Consider the following 17,727-nt stretch of genomic DNA (forward strand, 5'->3'; position numbering starts at 1 on the left):
TCCTTTCTATTTTATCACATTTTCTGAAAAATATAAGTGATAAAAGGCTGGTGGATAAAGCTTTTGGCGATTATTTTTCGGATTTTTTTGATAGTAAGCCTGAAAATTTCTATAATAGCTAGTCAAATCCGTTTCAATCTGCAAAAAATCACCTGACTCTATCGGTCTGACCTGGGGATACCAGTCGTCTAGTTGACGGTTTAATAGATTGTCTCCTCGTTGATAAGCCTCCTCCTGTTTTTTCATCCAGTAAGGCGTTTGGTAGTACAATTGTTGGCGAATGTAGTGACAGATAGTTGAATCTTGAAAAACTGAAAAACTAGCTAGCTTTTGTTTTTGATAAGGGAATCGTAGAATTTCCAAGAGGTTTCCTTGACTAAAGGGAAATTCCTTTACCTGAAAATGAAGCTTACCACGTAGGTCCTGATGTAAAAGATATTTCAGTCTCAAAACTTGCTTTTTGAAATCTAGTTCCCAAGCATAGAAACCCATATTTTGACTAAAATAGAGAAATCCCCTTTGCAGTTGTGTAAGTCTCTCTTTTAACCAGAGTTTTTCTCCCAATAGCCAGATAACTTGGTAGCCCTGACTACGGTAGCCTTGACTTCTATCGCATAAAAGCTTTTGAGACAAGGGACTGCACTGGACCTCCAGAGCTAGTTTCTCATTTACAAGAACATCCGCAATCTGCTGAATCGCAGGCAGACTATATTCTACGGCAACCTGATTGTCTTTCTTGGCCCAGTGATAAAGGACCTCTTTGTTGCCCAAGTGTTCTGAACTTTCATTCTCAAAAATAGCCATGCAATCTCTTAAAGATTCATGAGCAAAATGCGTTCGAATGCTCTGTCCTTGACGTAATCGTAGTCTGCCCCCACAGGCTGGACAAGTATAATCTTGCTTAGTCACGTCCTTTTCGAGGGCATTTACCAAATTTCCCTTGGCATCTCTGGCTACAAACATGGACTACCTCCTTTTCTTTTCTATTCGAAAATGAAGTAAAAAAGACTGGAATTCCAGTCTTTCATATTGCTTTTCTACCTTTTAAACCTCTTAGAGTATTTTTTCAGCATGGGAATGAGATTGGGAATCTGTTCACTCCTAATGACCAGCACACCATATTCCTGGCAACGATTGGCATAAACAGGATTGATTTTCCCCGTACAGACAATTAACTTGAGGCAACTCTCCCCAGCAAAATGATTGGCATAGACTTCTAGTTCGTTGATGGCTTCAACTGATAAATCTGTCATCTTGCAAGAGATAAAGGTAATCGAGCGTCCCTTTCTCAGAATGACATCAATCTCATTTTGAACATTGTCCGCCTCTGGAAAGATGCCATTCCAATCAATCTCACCACCTATCATGCACTCATCAAACAGCTGGGATTCAAGCGCCAAGAGATAGAGATATACCTCTAAAATATGCCCCTTATTGCGACAAAAGACCTGAGCTTCTTGACTTGGAAAACTGTAGCTTACTCGCTCTTTGTCCTCGCTTTCAATACAAAGCATCCCCGCTTCCACAAGTAAGGGGATAAGGGATTCTGGATAGTGATAATACTTGCCGTTGTTTTCCAGTATCTTTTCAGTTTCAGCATGCAGATCATTAGTCTTTGCTAGAGAGAAAAATTGGGTCACTTGATACCAGTTGGCAGGATTGGAAATGGCAGAGCTGGCTAGCTTTTTGATGGCTGCAATTTGCTGAGCTGAGTGGATAGGGCGTTTTGATTTGAGCATTTTCCCACCACGCAAGGCTATCAACTGTTGGATGCTTAAAGTTGGAATGTCCAAATCTTCTTTTTCTAACTGACCGGCTACCCACTTATATTGTTTTCCTCGTTCGACATCCATGGCAACAATGGAGAGGTCCCGATCCAAGCCGTATTGATAGAGAGATAAGGCTAGTAGCGAATCCCCGCCAAAAACATCAAGAAGAACCTGGTCATAACCTGCTAGGCAATAATCTAACTGGTCCGCTAGTTGTTCTAAGGATAACTGACGAAAGGTCACTCGTTGGATATGAGGCACCTCATCCATGATAAACTGACGGAGGGAGAGTTTCTCTTCATTGCTTATTTTCGTCAAAGATAGAAAAAGAATCTCGTCACAATCACTGATAAAGGCTTGGTAGACATTCTTTTCCAATACATGCCGATCATACAGCTCCACCAAAAGACTCGTCATTGGATCACCTCCATCATATACAACTTCTTGCGCTGAAAGAGACAGTAACGCACTTCTACTGCTCGCTTTTTCTACTTCTAGTATAGCATAAAATCCTGCTCGCCCCAATCAACCAACGCAAACAAAAAGAATAGAAACCTTGCAAAGCGGTTTCTATTCGCTTGTATATGTTTGATTTACTTGACTTTTTTAGCTAACATGGTCGCAAAGCGTAGTTGAATGCGATTGCCATTTTCATCACGACGGTGCAGATGGCCTGGATTTTCATTGTACTTAATCAATTCCCAATCCTGGTAATAGTCCGCCAACTCCCCTTCTTTAAAGGTGAATGGGAAGTTGACTGAGCAAGGATAATCCTCCGTATCCATGGCACAGACGATAAGATTGTAACCACCGACCGTGGTGTGCTCCTGCATATTTTGGATAATAGCTGGAATGCGGTCCGCTTGTAAGAACATCAGAACAACTGTCGATACGATGAAATCATAGTCTTGGCTAATGCTGGCTGAATTGATATCATAAAGTCCGACAGGCATGTCTAGATCCTCTTGTTCCACAATGCTTTGCAAGATTTCAAGGGACAATTCATTTTGATCCACAGCTGTCACATCAAAACCATTCTGTGCGAGAAAGAGAGAGTTACGCCCCTGACCACAACCCAAATCCAAGGCTCTTCCAGGTTTCACCGTCTGCATAGCCTCTAGGACCTCTGAATGGACTGGATTGGTCTGGTATTTCTTAGAGAAATAATCTTCAGGTTTACAATAAAATTCCAAGTACCACTCTACATCATCTGTCGCAGCCTCTACTCGGTGCCAGGCTTGTGGTTGTGCCATAGGGTTGTCTGCTCCTGCCTCAAAGAGGTGCTCAGCTAGAACCTCACCATCTTCAGTCAACTCAATAAACTTGAGTGTCCCCTTCAAGACAGTGATTTTTCCCCAAGTCCCGACCTTGGTATTGTGTTTTTGCTGGACAATTTCTGGCATGGTCTGTTTATTCCATAAGGGCATCCGTTTATAGGCAATTAATTTTTCCATTTTACTTCCTCTTTTATCGCTGGTTGACAGCTTTTATGACACGCGCGATGTCGCGGTTTTGTTCACGACGCTTGATTGACTCCCGTTTGTCATAGTCATGTTTCCCTTTAGCAAGTCCTAAAAGAAGCTTGGCATAGCCATCTTTAATATAGACTTTGAGGGGAACAAGGGTCATTCCTGTCCCTTTGGTTTCCTGTTCCAGTTTTTGAATTTGCTTCTTATGGAGCAGGAGTTTGCGGCGGCGTTCAGGTTCCTGGTTCCAGATATTCCCCTCTTCGTAAGGGGCGATATGAACATTGCTCAGCCAGACTTCCCCATTTTTTACTTGGGCAAAGCCGTCCTTGAGATTGATTCGAGCTGCTCGAACGCTCTTGATTTCCGTTCCAGTCAGGACCATTCCTGCTTCAAGCGTATCTACGATTGTATAGTCGTGGTGCGCCTTTTTATTTTGTGCGACGACCCTTCCCTCGCCCTTTGCCATGCTTGGCTCCTTTCTTAGCTACTTCTTTGTAAAAAGGTTTCTTTCCCTTTTTCTTCTTATCTTTTTGTGAATGCTTGTGCTTATCATTTGAGCGCCCTGATTTTCTCTTATCTTCTTTCTTGTCCGAACGACGATTTGAACCACGACCTCTGTCACTGCGATTAGACTGTTTCAAGCCTTTTTCAATGACATCAAATTCACTTGGAATATAAGAGAAATCAATCTCACCTGTCATCTTATCGGCTCTTTCAACCCGTATGCGAATCTGCTGTCCTACACGGAAAGTTGTGCCTGATTTCTCCCCACGCAGGGTCAAGTCACGCTCATTGAAATGATAAAATTCAGGCAAATTGGTGATGTGAATCAAGCCTTCAACTGTATTTGGCAATTCGACGAAAAGACCGAACTTGGCAATGCTGGATACAACTGCGTCGTACTCTTCACCAACATATTCTTCCATGTACTCAGCCTTTTTCATGGCTTCGACTTCACGCTCAGCCTCGATGGCACGACGCTCACGGTTGGAAGACTGGGTTGCAATCTCTGGAATCACTTGTTCAAAATGCTCTGCTATTTCCTTGGAACGCCCATAGTCCCGAATCATACGGTGGACAAGGAGATCTGGATAACGGCGAATGGGGCTAGTAAAGTGAGTGTAATAGTCTGCAGCAAGGCCATAGTGACCATGATTGTGCTCTGAGTAGCGAGCCTGTTGCATAGAGCGAAGAAGCATCATGGACAATACATCCGCATAGGGTTCTCCCTCAACAGCACGCATGATGTCTTGAAGCACCTCCTGGCTAATTTCACTGGCAGTTCCATAAATCCGCAAACCAAAGCTCGAAGCATAATCAATAAACTTCTGAACTTTTTCAGCCTTGGGCTCCTCGTGAATTCGATAGATGAAAGGCAACTCCAGCTTGCTAAAGTGCTCGGCAACCGTTTCATTAGCAATCAACATGAAGGACTCAATTATGCGCTCTGCAATGCCACGTTGGCGAAGAACGATATCCACAGGCTTACCTTTTTTATCCACTAAAATCTTAGCTTCACTGGTATCAAAATTAAGGGCACCACGTTTCTCACGCATGCTTTCTAGCGTTTCATGGAGCTTAGCCATGAGTTCGATACTTGGAACAATTTTCTTAAACTCTTGTCTTTTTTCCTCGTCACCTGCTAGGATATCATTGACAGCGCTATAGGTCATACGGAAACTTGTCTTGATAACCGTTTGTGTAATGGTGTAATTAACCACACGACCATGTTTATCAATTTCCATAATAGCAGACTGGGTCAAGCGATCGACTTGAGGATTGAGAGAGCAGATGCCATTTGACAAACGCTCTGGAAGCATTGGCACCACACGGTCTGTCACGTAGACAGAAGTCGCGCGGTTAAGGGCCTCCTTGTCGAGGGCTGAACCCTCGGTCACATAGTAGGAAACATCCGCGATGTGAACTCCGAGTTCCATATTGCCATTTTTCAAAGGCTTGATGTGAACTGCGTCGTCCAAGTCCTTGGCATCCGCGCCGTCAATGGTGAAGGTAAGCTCATCTCTCAGGTCCAGACGCCCTTCCATATCCTTTTCTGATGGAGCATCAGGCACACTTTCCGCCTCCTTGAGAACAGCTTCTGGAAATTCTGAAACAATATCCATGGACTCTAAGACTTCAAGGACATCAATCCCAGCATCAGTCGAGTGTCCTACCACGTCCAGTACACTAGCGACAAAGAAATCATGTTTCTTACTTGGGTATTTGTCGATAAAGACCTTGAGAACTTCTGTCCCCTCCAACTTAAGAGCTGGTTTCTTCACATAGATTGGTTGGCTGATTTTTTGATTTTTTGAACGGATGTAGCCCGCATACTTGGGCTTTTCCTGATCCAGAACGATTTGACCGACAACCGTCGTCAGGCTATGTTCTAGAATATCGATAATTTTGGCTTCTGCTGCTGTTCCCTTGTTACGGTCAGCGACTTTCTTGATGACTACCTCAACGCTATCACCATCAATAGCATAGTTGACATCGTTTTTTCCTACAAAAAGGTCGTCCTCTTCCCCTTCTATACTAACAAAGCCGAAGCCATTTTTATGGGCATGAAAAACCCCTTTGAGGGTAATTTCATGTTTCTTCTTCTGGTCCAAGGCAAGGCTACCATCATCTTCAAAACGAATCTGGTGCTTTCTTTCCATCAGAGACAGGGTTTTAATCAACTCACGGAAATCCTTGGACCCATCCTTTCCGAGAGCCTGAGCTAGGTCATTTACCGTCACTCGCCCCTTCTCTTGCAAATATTCTTTTATTTTATCTTTCATGTTTTCTTTCTAGATTTTTATAATTCTTTTTGAGTGATAACTTTATAAGTGTCATTAAAAATAAAAATAGGCTAAGACCTAGTCTCGCCCATTTCTTATCTACTTGATAATACTGTCAATGCTAAGGCAATGGCTAGCCAGAAAAAGACTAAAATACCTGTCAAACGTTGCATCACAGCTTCAAAACCACGCGCTTTACTACGTTCAAACAAATCACCCGAGCTGGCATCAAATACATTGCTGGATTGGTTCTTAGTTGGTTGCATGAAAATAGCAATCACAATCACAACAGATAACACTAATAAAATGGTTAATAATAGGTTGTACATATCAAACTCCTTAAAATCCCTATTATTTTACCATAAATTCTACTTAGATTCAAGATGTAGGGTTACTTTTCTTTCCTTGGGACAATACTTTAAAACCTCAATCTTGTCTGGATGGGTTTTGGAGTTCTTACTGGTTAGATAATTAATACTGCCACAAGAGGAGCATTTGAGATTAATTTTTACTCGCACTAGATTTCCTTTACTTTTAATAATGATCTAAATTGAACTAAGTTAAATAAACAACTGAAAGCCACACAGGCTGCTGTCGCATAAAAAACAGAGTGGTAGCCAAATTGCCCTGCTACTGCTGAACCAGTCATGGGACCAACAACACCCCCAAGGTAGAAAAAGACTTGGTTAAAGGCAAAAATTCTTGAAATGCCTACTTTGGGAGTCATCTTACTAAGCAATGCATTAACACCTGGTATCAGAGCACCCGTTCCCAAACCAAATAGAAAACGATATAAGCCAAGTTGGAGGGGGCTGGTTGCATGGGCACAAAGAAGATAAATGATAATTGAATAAATCTGCGCTGCAACTAAAAGTCTATGATTTCCCACCTTATCCCCTAGTTTTCCCATCACTCCAGCACTCATCATACTGGAAAATCCCATACTGGATACTATCAAACCAGATACAAAGAGGAGATTCTCGGTCTGCCCTAAGTCCCGCACATAGAGAGCCAGAATTGGTCCAATTGATTGAGCTGAAAATTGAATGACAAAACTAGTTAAAAACAGATTAATCAAAAGATGAGAGTGCTTGATTGAACCGAACAACTCCTTTGTTGGTATTGCTTTCTCCTTAGCTACTGGTTGAAAATCTTCCCTGATGAAGAAAATGGTTAAGATCGCAGCCAAAAACAAGAAGCCACCTACCAATAAAAAAACATTGCGAATACCAAAAATTTCAGCAATCAAGCCCCCCACAAAGGGGCCCGTTAGGGTTCCAGCTACTACTCCAGTTGATAAAGTCCCCAAAGCATAGCCCGACTTATCCTTAGGAACTTGACTGGCTATTAAAGCCGTCGCATTTGGTACGAAACCTGTAAATACACCATTTAGTAATCTAAGAAAGATTAACCAATAGATATTTGGAACAAATGCCAAGCCTCCCATGGTGATGGTCATAGCAAGTCCAGCTCGAATCATCATGGGTTTTCGACCGTACTTGTCAGCAAGGATACCCCAGATCGGGGAAATCAAAGCTGCTGAAACAGCCGAAATTGAGATGGCTAATCCAGCATAGAAAACAACTTGATTCCTTTCGATTCCCAACTGCTCTACAAAGATAGGCATAAAAGGGACGACTAAGGATATACTAGCCCCAGTTAAAAAACTCCCAAACCAGGCGACACGAAGATTATCTTTCCAACTAATCTCTTGCACAGCTATCGCCTCCTTCAAGTAACTTCACTACTTGACTCACAAGCTGATCACGACTGCCATTGTTATCTAGGACGTGAGTCGCCAAGCCCTTTTTTACTTCTAAAGACCACTGGGCCGAAAGTCGAGATTCAGCTAAATCCTTAGAAAGTCGATCCCGTTTCATGAAACGTTCTAATTGGATATCTCGATCCACATAAATCAGCCACGTTTCATCAAACCAGTTGGCATATCCCTGTTCAAAAAGCAAGGGAATATCCATGAAAAAAATCGTTTCTGTCCGGGCCAACTGGTCTCGCAATGCTGCCAGTTCCTCACGAATAATCTCTCCTTGTGTTTGCTTAGACCATTCCTGCTCCTCAGGATGTGAAAAGATGAGACTAGCTAGGAGAGGACGATTGAGTTCTCCATTTTCTAAGAGAATTTCCTGCCCAAAGTGCTGAACTAAGACCTGATATAGACGCCCACCAGGTTTTTGTAGTTGGTGGACAACTGCGTCGGCATCCACCACTTGAAAGCCTTGCTGTCGCAGATAAGTTGTCACAGTTGATTTACCCGAAGCAATGCCTCCTGTGATTCCGATGATTTTTCCCATCAGTCCCTCCTTTGACACTGGGAACAAAAATGAGTTCCTCGTCCACCGAGCTGGAATTTCTCAATGATGGTGCCACAACGTGAACATGCTTGACCAGTCTTATCATAGACCTGATGAAAATCCTGCATGGTTCCGTCTTCACCAAAAGCATTGGTATAGGTCCGAATGGTTGATCCGCCTTTTTCAACAGCCTGTCCCAAAACAGCAATGGTCTGGTTATGTATAGCTGACGCTTCTTCTAACGTCAAAGTCTGGGAAGGTCTAGCTGGATGGACCTGAGCACGCCAGAGAACCTCATCCACATAGATATTGCCAAGTCCAGCTACCAAGGTCTGGTCTAGGAGGTGGGATTTGATAGGCTTTTTAGATTTGGCTAGAGCAGCTTGGAAGGTCAGCAAATCAAAGTCCTTCTCTCTTGGCTCAGGCCCTAATTTTTTAGAAACAAAGTAGGCTTCCAATAGGTCGGGTGCCAGCAGTTCCATAGTGCCAAACTTGCGTACATCCTCATAAACAAGCGTGCCTCCATCTTCAAACTGGAAGAAGACGTGGGCATGCTTGCGTTCAGGTACCTGGTCTGGATAGTAAAAATACTTACCTTCCATTCGCAGATGGGAAATCAAGACCTTATCTGTCAGGTAGAAAAGCAAATATTTTCCACGACGTCCCATTGACTCAACAATCTGACCAGGCACTTCCTTTTGAAACTCGTCCAAATCCGTCTTAATCATCTTGGGATAAGCAATCTCTATATTAGAAATCTTCTTTCCCAAGATCAATTTTTCTAAGCCACGACGAACCGTTTCAACCTCTGGTAATTCAGGCATAAATCCTCCTTCTGTAAAAACAAGAAGCAGGCATGAGCCCACCTCTACTTAGTATTCTTTTTCATTATAGCCAAAGTCAGCCAAATCTAGCTTTTTATCACGCCAGTTTTTCTTGACCTTGACCCAAGTTTCTAGGAAGACCTTGTCCCCTAGCATGAGTTCTATATCACGACGAGCCATGGTCCCAATTTTCTTGAGCATGACGCCACCTTTTCCGATGATGATACCCTTTTGGCTATCACGCTCGACCATGATGGTTGCCCGGATATGAACCTTGTCGGTCTCTTCATCACGCTTCATAGAGTCGACCACTACTGCGACTGAGTGAGGGATTTCTTCACGCGTTAGGTGCAAGACTTTCTCACGAATCATCTCTGAAACCAAGAAACGCTCAGGATGATCTGTGATTTGATCAGCTGGGAAATACTGGAACCCTTCCTCAAGATTTTCACTAAGGATGTCAATTAGACGAGAAACGTTATTTCCTTGAAGGGCTGAGATAGGAACAATTTCCTTAAAGTCCATCTGGTTACGGAAGTCATCAATCTGAGACAAAAGCTGGTCTGGATGGACCTTGTCAATCTTATTCACCACCAGAATCACAGGAACCTTGGCAGCTTTCAGACGCTCGATAATCATATCGTCGCCCTTACCACGTGGCTCATCAGCTGGCACCATGAATAGAACAGTATCCACTTCACGAAGGGTACTGTAGGCAGATTCCACCATAAAATCTCCAAGAGCTGTTTTAGGCTTGTGAATCCCTGGTGTGTCGATAAAAACGATTTGTTCCTTATCCGTGGTGTAAATCCCCATGATTTTATTGCGCGTTGTTTGCGCCTTGTCACTCATAATGGCAATCTTTTGCCCCATGACGTGATTCAAAAAGGTTGACTTCCCAACATTGGGACGTCCTAAAATGGCTACAAAGCCTGATTTAAATGTCATAATTTCCTCTTAATCTTTAAAATAATAAATCCCAAATGCGTGGGAGAAAGATAAGTGCACCAATCACCGCAGCAAGAAGGGAAACCACAAGTACGGCACCAGCCGCCATGTCCTTGGCTTTCTTCGCTAACATTGAAAAGTGATAGTGACTGGCTAGATCCACCACATTTTCGATAGCAGAGTTAATAATTTCAAATGCTACTACCAAGAAAATGCTCATTAGGAGAAAGAGCCATTCGATCCGTGACACCTGAAAAACAAAACCTGCAAGGATGACTACCAGAGCCGTCACTGCATGTTTTCGCATATTGCGTTCTTCCTTGATGGCGGTAAAAATACCTGTCAAAGCAAATTCTAAACTGGATATCAGGTCACGATTTTTCCATTTTCGTTTATTGTCTTGTGAGTCCATAGGCTGTCAAAATTTCTTCTTGTAAACCGAACATCTCCGCTTCTTCTTCCGGAGTGTAGTGATCATAGCCGTTGATATGTAAAAAGCCGTGTACTGCCAAGAAGCCCATCTCACGCTCAAAGCTGTGACCATATTCCTCAGCCTGCTCATGAGCCTTATCGATAGAGATGAACAATTCCCCAATGTAGGCATCAAACTCAGACATCATCTCTGCTAATTCTGGATTTTCAAGTAAATCCTCTTCGTCAAAGGAAATGTCCAATTCTGGTTTATACTCAAGGCTGATGACATCTGTCGGACGATCCGTATCACGGTACTCAAGGTTGAGTTCGTGGCTACGCTCATTGGTCACAAAAGTAACTGCCATTTCCTTGTCTTCTTTTCCGATTTTTTGGGCTGCAAATTCCAAAATGTCTTGGGTTTGTTGCAAAATTTCTTGTGAAACTTGACCGGTTTCATCCACCATTTCAATATACATGTGCTTCTCGATTCTCTTTACTTGGCTTTATTATACCATATTTCTATGATTTTATTCTACCTTTTTGATATAATACTATTGAATACAATCACAAGGAGAGAACGATGTCATTTGACGGATTTTTTTTACACCACATGGTTGAGGAATTGCGAAGAGAGTTAGTCAATGGTCGCATCCAGAAAATCAATCAGCCTTTTGAACAAGAGTTGGTCTTGCAAATCCGCAGCAATCGCCAAAGCCATCGCCTGCTCCTTTCTGCCCATCCCGTTTTTGGACGAATTCAGCTGACCCAAACGACTTTTGAAAATCCAGCCCAACCTTCTACTTTTATCATGGTTTTGAGAAAGTATTTGCAGGGTGCTCTGATTGAGTCAATTGAACAAATCGAAAATGACCGTATCGTGGAAATCACGGTTTCTAATAAAAACGAAATTGGAGACCATATCCAGGCTACCTTAATTATCGAAATCATGGGTAAACACAGCAATATTCTCCTCGTAGATAAAAGTAGCCATAAAATCCTCGAAGTTATCAAACACGTTGGCTTTTCACAAAATAGCTACCGCACCTTACTACCAGGCTCGACCTATATCGCTCCGCCAAGTACAGAATCGCTCAATCCTTTTACTGTCAAGGATGAAAAGCTCTTTGAAATCCTGCAGACCCAAGAGCTAACAGCCAAAAATCTTCAAAGTCTCTTTCAAGGTCTAGGACGAGATACGGCAAACGAACTGGAAAGTCTATTGGTTAGTGACAAACTATCCACTTTCCGTAACTTTTTCAGTCAAGAAACCAAGCCATGCTTAACAGAGACTTCCTTCAGTCCAGTTCCTTTTGCGAATCGTGTAGGAGGGCCTTTTGCCAGCCTTTCTGACTTGCTGGACACCTACTATAAGGACAAGGCTGAACGCGACCGCGTCAAACAGCAAGCCAGTGAACTGATTCGTCGTGTTGAAAATGAACTTCAGAAAAACCGTCACAAACTCCAAAAACAAGAAAAAGAGTTATTGGCAACAGACAATGCTGAGGAATTTCGCCAAAAGGGTGAATTGCTGACAACCTTCCTTCATCAAGTACCTAATGACCAAGATCAGGTAGTCTTGGATAATTACTACACGAATCAGCCTATCACCATCACGCTTGATAAGGCCTTGACTCCCAGCCAGAATGCCCAACGCTATTTCAAACGTTACCAGAAACTCAAAGAAGCTGTCAAATACTTGACTGAGCTGATTGAAGAAACCAAGGCAACAATTCTCTATCTGGAAAGTGTGGAGACCGTCCTCAACCAAGCTGGACTAGAAGAAATTGCTGAAATCCGTGAAGAATTGATCCAAACAGGCTTCATCCGAAGAAGACAACGAGAGAAAATCCAGAAACGTAAAAAACCAGAACAGTATCTGGCTAGCGATGGCAAAACCATCATCTATGTCGGTCGAAACAATCTTCAAAATGAGGAATTGACCTTTAAAATGGCCCGCAAGGAGGAACTTTGGTTCCATGCCAAGGACATTCCTGGAAGTCATGTCGTCATCTCAGGAAATCTCAATCCTTCTGACGAAGTCAAGACAGACGCAGCGGAGCTAGCTGCCTACTTCTCCAAAGGGCGCCTGTCTAATCTAGTTCAAGTAGACATGATAGAAATCAAAAAACTCAACAAACCAACTGGTGGCAAACCCGGTTTTGTAACCTACACAGGACAAAAGACCCTCCGCGTTACACCAGATCCAGAAAAAATCGCATCTATGAAAAAATCCTGATTCCACTTGAAATCAGGATTTTCTATTAAAAATTTACTCTGCAATCAAGGTTTCCAAACCAACCTTCATCATATCGGTGAAGGTGTTTTGGCGTTCTTCTGCAGTGGTGTCTTCATCTGGATTGACCAAACTATCAGAAATGGTCATGATAGCAAGTGCATCAACGTGGTGTTGGGCAGCAAGATAGTAAAGCGCTGCTGCTTCCATTTCCACAGCCTTGACTCCCCATTTACCAAGCTCTATGTTCTTCTCAAAGTAGTTTGAGTAAAAGACATCGGAAGACAAAACGTTCCCAACGTGCGTCGTCATACCAAGTTTTTTGGCGATATGGTAGGCCTTGTCTAGCAAATCAAAGCTAGCGATTTGTGGGAAATCATACTGTGGCCAGTCATTGCGAATGATGTTTGAGTTGGTTGCAGCTGCTTGCGCCAAGACCAATTCACGGACGTGAACATCTTCATTCAAAGAACCAGCAGTTCCCACACGAATCAATTTCTTCACACCGTAATCCACAATCAACTCACGCGCGTAGATCGAAATGGATGGCATCCCCATCCCAGTTCCCATGACAGATACACGATGCCCCTTGTAAGTACCAGTGTAGCCAAACATGTTACGCACTTGGTTAAAACAAACAGCATCTTCAAGGAAATTCTCCGCAATAAACTTAGCACGAAGAGGATCCCCCGGAAGAAGAATTTTATCAGCAATTTCACCCTGCTTAGCAGCAATATGGATAGACATAGTTAAGATATAAAGGGCGACAGAGAACAAAGTAAAAATAGGAAACTGACGAAGCATCACAGATGCTAGACAGTTTATCTTTTTTACACAGTTCTCCGCCCGCATTCAGTTCAGCAAATACGGTTTACCCATCCTTTCTTTTATTGTTTTGAAAAGTTTTCCACTCGTGTTCAAATTAGAACACATGCTCTACCTTTCTTTTTATTATTTTTATATTTCATAGCTAGGAAAAATCGTATTCAATCATGACTCCGATAAGCCTACTACATTTTTATTTAAAACAGTTATTGATAAACTGACAATAGTTTTTAATCTTTTAAGATAAATCCTTGATTAGAAGAAACGGGCATTTCCTACCTAATTACTTTATTTTTTGACTTCTGACACAGTATGCTAGCCCAAGGAAAGCGGTCTAACACTTTTGCAAAACCATAAGCTAGGAAAGCAGTTACTAAGAGATACGGAAGAGAATCTATACCTAGCCCAGTGAAACCTATAACTAATCCGGTTGCAGAAATGGGCGCCCTCAAGGTCACAGATAAAAAGCAAACCGATCCCAAAAGCAAAATACTTGGCTGACTGTCCAAGCCTAGAATCATGCCCAAGAGAGCAGCTCCAGCCATCCCCAAGGCAAAAGATGGCGTAAGAGTACCACCATAGGCCCCTGCCCAAAGGATAATAAGAACGACCACTGCTTTTAGGAAAAACATGAGAAGCACTGTTTGACCACTGCTACCATTTAAAATTTCCTGAGCCATCATGCGTCCATTGCCAAGTAGATGCGGAAAGGAACTTGCCAGACCAACAAGAAAAAGAAAAGCTGAGGGCAATGTGAGAAGTATTCGTTTATCTTTTATCCTGTTTGAAGACACTTCTTTACTTGAACGACCAAAAAGCCAAGCTAGGGGGGTTAAGAAAAGAAGTAATAAAGGGACAATCCACACTTCCTTTAATGACCATGCAATAGCTGGAATCTGGTAGAGAGCATGATCTGAAATAACCAATCCTGCTGTATAGGTTGACACATAGGTAGTCAAACCGACTAAGACAAATCGCTTGATAGATAGAGTAATTCCTAGAGTCTCAAAAACGAAGAAAACACTTGTTAATGGAACCTGATAGACAGCCGCTAAACCAGCACCAGCACCACAAGCAAGGAGAAAGATGCGATCCTTCATAGACAGTATACATATTTTTCCAATTGGCCCTGCAAATAGAGTTCCAATCTCTCGTGGCGCAGCTTCTTTGCCAATAGGTGCTCCCCCTCCAACTGCAATAATCTGCCAAATTGAATGAAATAGCTGTCTTAAAAAATGAAGCTTGTATTGTGAAGTCTCATCCTTCATCTGAGCTTTGATGGAATAAATCTTCGACCCTTTTTGCAAGAAGTACCAGACTAAGGACGAGCTAAGACCCACGATTATTAAACTTAGTCCTATCCGTGAGGAGGAAACTCCATCTGTCAAAAATCCACTATGATGCTCTGACTGACCAAAAGCTAGCCCCTCCACCATCTCTAAAAGATAATGGAGAAATATACCAGATAAACCCGAAACTATTCCTTGCAGAATTACTGCTATGAATAATCTAAAATTATAAGGGATTTCTCGAAAAATACTCCTCAATTCTATTAACATGATTACAATTCAGCAAGAATCGCTTTAAGCAAGCCTTTAAAGTCACCTTTAACACGTTCAGTCACTTCTACAACTTCCTCGTGGTTGAGTTCTTCTTGGAAGCCTGCAGCATGGTTAGTGATACATGAAATTCCTAGAACTTTCAAGCCAGAGTGGGCTGCCACAATAACTTCAGGAACAGTGGACATACCAACTGCATCTGCTCCCAATGTCTTATAGGCACGAATTTCTGCAGGTGTTTCGTAAGTCGGACCGGTTACACCGATATAGACACCTTCATCAAGCTTGATACCGAGTTTTTTAGCCACTTCATGGGCAGTAGCACGGTATTCTGGAGTGTAGGCTTTAGACATATCTGGGAAACGTGGACCAAAATCATCCAAGTTTTCACCCATCAATGGGTTTTGCCCCGTCATATTGATATGGTCTGAGATAGCCATCAAAGTACCTGGGCCATATCCAATACCTCCAGCTGCATTGGTTACAATGACACCTTCACATCCGAGAACTTTCATCACACGTACTGGGAAAGTCACGACTTCAAGAGGATTTCCTTCGTAGAAATGGAAACGACCTTGAAGAGCCAAGACCTTGCGACCTGCAAGTTCTCCATATACCAATTTACCAGCGTGACCAACTACTGTAGAGCGGCCCCAGTTTGGAATCTCAGCATAGTCTACTACAACTGGATTCTCGATTTCTTCTGCCAATTCTCCAAGCCCTGATCCAAGGATTAGACCAAACTCAGGCGCTTGGATTCCCTTGCCTTTCAAGAAAGCAGCTGTTTCCTTGATCTTATCTAAAAATGTCATTGTGTGTCTCCTCTATTATTTTTTAGCAATTTACCAATTTTGTCAAAAGTTTTAGCATTGCGAATGGTGATGTTGCGATAAAAAGGCATCTTGAGCAAGTACTTGTGATAGGCAGTTGCATAGTAGGATTCTTCAGAGAATTTCCCCCAGAAAATCCCAAGTCTTCCAAAATGAACTACTTCATCTTTCAATTCCAAACTTTCAACTGTCTCAATGACTTGAGCTACATTCAAGCCCTCCGTGTAAAAGAGGACATCCTTTCGTGCCAAATCTTTGGTCCACCATTCTGGCAGATTTTCAAGTTCCGCCTCAAAGTCCTCTAGACTCAGCAACGAAAAGCTCTGAATAAATGGATAATGGACTTCAAAGAAAGCCTCTAACTTTTCAACCAATCGGGCTTTGGGATCTGTCGAAGTAAAGAAAATATTGCCACTGTTGATGTAGGTTTCAACCTTCTCCAAACACAACTCTGTCAATTCTTGACGAAGATCCGCCATGACAACTTTATTTTTCCCACCGACATTAATGCCCCTTACCAGTAAAGCATAGCGTTTCATCTTATACCAATTTATCTAAGAAACTTTCCCCAATCATGGCAGTTTCAATACCAAAGTTATCGGCAACAGTCGCTGAGATATCTGCAAAATGTCCAACTGGAATGACACCATTTCCTTTAAAGAATGGACTGTAAGCTAAAAGTGGAATATATTCACGAGTGTGGTCTGTTCCTGCATAGGTTGGGTCATTTCCATGGTCTGCTGTAATCAAGAGAAGGTCATTCTCTCTCATGGCTGCGATAATTTCAGGCAAGCGTTCATCGAACTCATGCAAGCAATCACGGTAACCATGAGCATTGCGGCGGTGACCGTAAAGAGCATCAAAGTCTACCAAGTTTGTGAAGGAGAATCCTTTTTCAAACTCAGCAAGTCCCATGGTCTTCAATAATGTATCAATTCCGTGGCCGTTTGATTTGTTGTGGCCCATGTCATGATTGATACCAGCGCCATTAAAGATATCGTTGATTTTACCAACAGCGTAAGTATCGATACCTGCTTCGTTCAATTTATCCAAAACAGTTGGTGCAAATGGAGATACGGCCAAGTCACGACGATTTGCCGTACGAGTGAAGTTACCTGGTTCACCAACATATGGACGGGCAATGATACGACCTAGAAGGGCAGGGCGCTCAAGTGTAATTGAACGAGCGTATTCACAAATACGATAAAGCTCATCCAAAGGAATGATGTTTTCGTGGGCAGCAATCTGCAAAACAGGGTCAGCTGAAGTATAGATAATCAACTCCCCAGTTTCCATCTGACGTGGTCCAAAATCGTCGATAACAGCTGTTCCTGAGTAAGGTTTATTGGCTTCACGAATAACCTTGCGTCCTGAGAATTCTTCGATTTTCGTCAAGATTTCTTCTGGGAATCCATTCCAGAAAGTATCGAAAGGCTCCGTAATGTTAAGTCCCATGATTTCCCAGTGTCCAGTCATAGTATCCTTACCAAGAGATACTTCTTCTAGTTTCGTTGCATAACCAGTTGGATTACTTTCTGCTGGTACAGTCTTCAAAGGCGTTTCACGAGGAATATTTCCTAGACCGATTTTAGCCATATTTGGAACATTCAAACCAACTGTTTTGGAAATGTGTCCCAGTGTATCAGAAGCTCCATCTGGAACCCCTGCATTGACAAAGTTGTTAGCATCTGGTGCAGCACCAATTCCTACAGAATCCAGTACCACCAAGTGAATTCGATTAAATTTTGACATAGTCTGTCTCCT

General features: G+C 42.5%; 19 protein-coding genes. 1 reads left to right on the top strand and 18 read right to left on the bottom strand.

Annotated elements, in window-relative coordinates; translation table 11 throughout:
• Positions 1 to 6 precede the first annotated feature (6 nt).
• From M1F97_RS03990 to ybeY, 13 genes are all read right to left on the bottom strand, one after another.
• Complete coding sequence (locus M1F97_RS03990; RefSeq protein WP_247944267.1) at positions 7 to 963, bottom strand: competence protein CoiA; 957 nt, start codon at positions 961 to 963, stop codon at positions 7 to 9.
• Between the two features lie 74 nt (positions 964 to 1,037).
• Positions 1,038 to 2,186, bottom strand: a complete 1,149-nt coding sequence (locus tag M1F97_RS03995; RefSeq protein WP_247944268.1) for a hypothetical protein — start codon at positions 2,184 to 2,186, stop codon at positions 1,038 to 1,040.
• A gap of 176 nt (positions 2,187 to 2,362) precedes the next feature.
• On the bottom strand, positions 2,363 to 3,223 hold the full coding sequence (tehB, locus tag M1F97_RS04000; RefSeq protein WP_247944269.1) for an SAM-dependent methyltransferase TehB: 861 nt from the start codon (positions 3,221 to 3,223) through the stop codon (positions 2,363 to 2,365).
• Between the two features lie 13 nt (positions 3,224 to 3,236).
• Positions 3,237 to 3,704 carry an SsrA-binding protein SmpB gene (smpB, locus tag M1F97_RS04005; protein ID WP_247944270.1) on the bottom strand — a complete coding sequence of 156 codons (468 nt, stop codon included), beginning with the start codon at positions 3,702 to 3,704 and terminating at the stop codon, positions 3,237 to 3,239.
• Positions 3,667 to 6,021 carry a ribonuclease R gene (gene rnr / locus M1F97_RS04010; protein WP_247944271.1) on the bottom strand — a complete coding sequence of 785 codons (2,355 nt, stop codon included), beginning with the start codon at positions 6,019 to 6,021 and terminating at the stop codon, positions 3,667 to 3,669. The genes smpB and rnr overlap by 38 nt, the downstream gene beginning before the upstream one ends.
• Before the next feature lie 95 nt (positions 6,022 to 6,116).
• Positions 6,117 to 6,350, bottom strand: coding sequence for a preprotein translocase subunit SecG (gene secG / locus M1F97_RS04015; protein WP_000282517.1), 234 nt, complete (start codon positions 6,348 to 6,350; stop codon positions 6,117 to 6,119).
• A gap of 39 nt (positions 6,351 to 6,389) precedes the next feature.
• Positions 6,390 to 6,539 (bottom strand): 50S ribosomal protein L33, encoded by a 150-nt coding sequence (gene rpmG / locus M1F97_RS04020; RefSeq protein WP_001809104.1) that lies wholly within the window; start codon positions 6,537 to 6,539, stop codon positions 6,390 to 6,392.
• The gene (locus M1F97_RS04025; protein WP_247944272.1) at positions 6,539 to 7,738 is read right to left on the bottom strand and encodes a multidrug efflux MFS transporter; all 1,200 of its coding nucleotides are present in this window, start codon (positions 7,736 to 7,738) and stop codon (positions 6,539 to 6,541) included. The genes rpmG and M1F97_RS04025 overlap by 1 nt, the downstream gene beginning before the upstream one ends.
• Positions 7,725 to 8,330 carry a dephospho-CoA kinase gene (coaE, locus tag M1F97_RS04030; protein WP_247944273.1) on the bottom strand — a complete coding sequence of 202 codons (606 nt, stop codon included), beginning with the start codon at positions 8,328 to 8,330 and terminating at the stop codon, positions 7,725 to 7,727. The genes M1F97_RS04025 and coaE overlap by 14 nt, the downstream gene beginning before the upstream one ends.
• Positions 8,330 to 9,154 (bottom strand): DNA-formamidopyrimidine glycosylase, encoded by an 825-nt coding sequence (gene mutM / locus M1F97_RS04035; RefSeq protein WP_247944274.1) that lies wholly within the window; start codon positions 9,152 to 9,154, stop codon positions 8,330 to 8,332. The genes coaE and mutM overlap by 1 nt, the downstream gene beginning before the upstream one ends.
• 48 nt (positions 9,155 to 9,202) lie before the next feature.
• Positions 9,203 to 10,102, bottom strand: a complete 900-nt coding sequence (gene era / locus M1F97_RS04040; RefSeq protein ID WP_139689864.1) for a GTPase Era — start codon at positions 10,100 to 10,102, stop codon at positions 9,203 to 9,205.
• 16 nt (positions 10,103 to 10,118) lie between these two features.
• A complete protein-coding gene (locus M1F97_RS04045; RefSeq protein WP_247944275.1) occupies positions 10,119 to 10,514 on the bottom strand; it encodes a diacylglycerol kinase family protein in 396 nt (131 codons plus the stop codon).
• Entirely contained in the window at positions 10,495 to 10,992 is a 498-nt protein-coding gene (gene ybeY / locus M1F97_RS04050) for an rRNA maturation RNase YbeY (protein ID WP_247944276.1), read from the bottom strand. The genes M1F97_RS04045 and ybeY overlap by 20 nt, the downstream gene beginning before the upstream one ends.
• 104 nt (positions 10,993 to 11,096) lie before the next feature.
• Between ybeY and pavA the strand changes: the two genes are divergently transcribed.
• Positions 11,097 to 12,752, top strand: coding sequence for an Rqc2 family fibronectin-binding protein PavA (pavA, locus tag M1F97_RS04055; RefSeq protein ID WP_247944277.1), 1,656 nt, complete (start codon positions 11,097 to 11,099; stop codon positions 12,750 to 12,752).
• 33 nt (positions 12,753 to 12,785) lie between these two features.
• Here pavA and deoD read toward each other — a convergent pair whose 3' ends face one another.
• The 5 genes from deoD to M1F97_RS04080 all read right to left on the bottom strand — a co-directional run bounded on the left by deoD (position 12,786) and on the right by M1F97_RS04080 (position 17,715).
• Positions 12,786 to 13,496: a purine-nucleoside phosphorylase gene (gene deoD / locus M1F97_RS04060; RefSeq protein ID WP_247944278.1), complete on the bottom strand. Its 711-nt coding sequence runs from the start codon at positions 13,494 to 13,496 to the stop codon at positions 12,786 to 12,788.
• A 353-nt stretch (positions 13,497 to 13,849) separates the two neighbouring features.
• Positions 13,850 to 15,133 (bottom strand): chloride channel protein, encoded by a 1,284-nt coding sequence (locus tag M1F97_RS04065; protein WP_247944279.1) that lies wholly within the window; start codon positions 15,131 to 15,133, stop codon positions 13,850 to 13,852.
• Between the two features lie 2 nt (positions 15,134 to 15,135).
• The gene (locus tag M1F97_RS04070) at positions 15,136 to 15,945 is read right to left on the bottom strand and encodes a purine-nucleoside phosphorylase (RefSeq protein ID WP_247944280.1); all 810 of its coding nucleotides are present in this window, start codon (positions 15,943 to 15,945) and stop codon (positions 15,136 to 15,138) included.
• Positions 15,942 to 16,502 (bottom strand): DUF1697 domain-containing protein, encoded by a 561-nt coding sequence (locus M1F97_RS04075; RefSeq protein ID WP_247944281.1) that lies wholly within the window; start codon positions 16,500 to 16,502, stop codon positions 15,942 to 15,944. The genes M1F97_RS04070 and M1F97_RS04075 overlap by 4 nt, the downstream gene beginning before the upstream one ends.
• Before the next feature lies 1 nt (position 16,503).
• Positions 16,504 to 17,715 carry a phosphopentomutase gene (locus tag M1F97_RS04080; protein WP_247944282.1) on the bottom strand — a complete coding sequence of 404 codons (1,212 nt, stop codon included), beginning with the start codon at positions 17,713 to 17,715 and terminating at the stop codon, positions 16,504 to 16,506.
• Positions 17,716 to 17,727 lie beyond the last annotated feature (12 nt).

It is taken from the genome of Streptococcus oralis (assembly GCF_023110435.1).
Lineage (GTDB): Bacteria > Bacillota > Bacilli > Lactobacillales > Streptococcaceae > Streptococcus > Streptococcus oralis_CF.

What these genes read in the sequence shown, in the direction of transcription:
- M1F97_RS03990 (WP_247944267.1), bottom strand. Translation starts at nt 963, where the DNA reads ATGTTTGTAGCCAGAGATGCCAAGGGAAATTTGGTAAATGCCCTCGAA.
- M1F97_RS03995 (WP_247944268.1), bottom strand. Translation starts at nt 2,186, where the DNA reads ATGACGAGTCTTTTGGTGGAGCTGTATGATCGGCATGTATTGGAAAAG.
- tehB (WP_247944269.1), bottom strand. Translation starts at nt 3,223, where the DNA reads ATGGAAAAATTAATTGCCTATAAACGGATGCCCTTATGGAATAAACAG.
- smpB (WP_247944270.1), bottom strand. Translation starts at nt 3,704, where the DNA reads ATGGCAAAGGGCGAGGGAAGGGTCGTCGCACAAAATAAAAAGGCGCAC.
- rnr (WP_247944271.1), bottom strand. Translation starts at nt 6,021, where the DNA reads ATGAAAGATAAAATAAAAGAATATTTGCAAGAGAAGGGGCGAGTGACG.
- secG (WP_000282517.1), bottom strand. Translation starts at nt 6,350, where the DNA reads ATGTACAACCTATTATTAACCATTTTATTAGTGTTATCTGTTGTGATT.
- coaE (WP_247944273.1), bottom strand. Translation starts at nt 8,330, where the DNA reads ATGGGAAAAATCATCGGAATCACAGGAGGCATTGCTTCGGGTAAATCA.
- mutM (WP_247944274.1), bottom strand. Translation starts at nt 9,154, where the DNA reads ATGCCTGAATTACCAGAGGTTGAAACGGTTCGTCGTGGCTTAGAAAAA.
- era (WP_139689864.1), bottom strand. Translation starts at nt 10,102, where the DNA reads ATGACATTTAAATCAGGCTTTGTAGCCATTTTAGGACGTCCCAATGTT.
- M1F97_RS04045 (WP_247944275.1), bottom strand. Translation starts at nt 10,514, where the DNA reads ATGGACTCACAAGACAATAAACGAAAATGGAAAAATCGTGACCTGATA.
- ybeY (WP_247944276.1), bottom strand. Translation starts at nt 10,992, where the DNA reads ATGTATATTGAAATGGTGGATGAAACCGGTCAAGTTTCACAAGAAATT.
- pavA (WP_247944277.1), top strand. Translation starts at nt 11,097, where the DNA reads ATGTCATTTGACGGATTTTTTTTACACCACATGGTTGAGGAATTGCGA.
- deoD (WP_247944278.1), bottom strand. Translation starts at nt 13,496, where the DNA reads ATGTCTATCCATATTGCTGCTAAGCAGGGTGAAATTGCTGATAAAATT.
- M1F97_RS04065 (WP_247944279.1), bottom strand. Translation starts at nt 15,133, where the DNA reads ATGTTAATAGAATTGAGGAGTATTTTTCGAGAAATCCCTTATAATTTT.
- M1F97_RS04070 (WP_247944280.1), bottom strand. Translation starts at nt 15,945, where the DNA reads ATGACATTTTTAGATAAGATCAAGGAAACAGCTGCTTTCTTGAAAGGC.
- M1F97_RS04075 (WP_247944281.1), bottom strand. Translation starts at nt 16,502, where the DNA reads ATGAAACGCTATGCTTTACTGGTAAGGGGCATTAATGTCGGTGGGAAA.
- M1F97_RS04080 (WP_247944282.1), bottom strand. Translation starts at nt 17,715, where the DNA reads ATGTCAAAATTTAATCGAATTCACTTGGTGGTACTGGATTCTGTAGGA.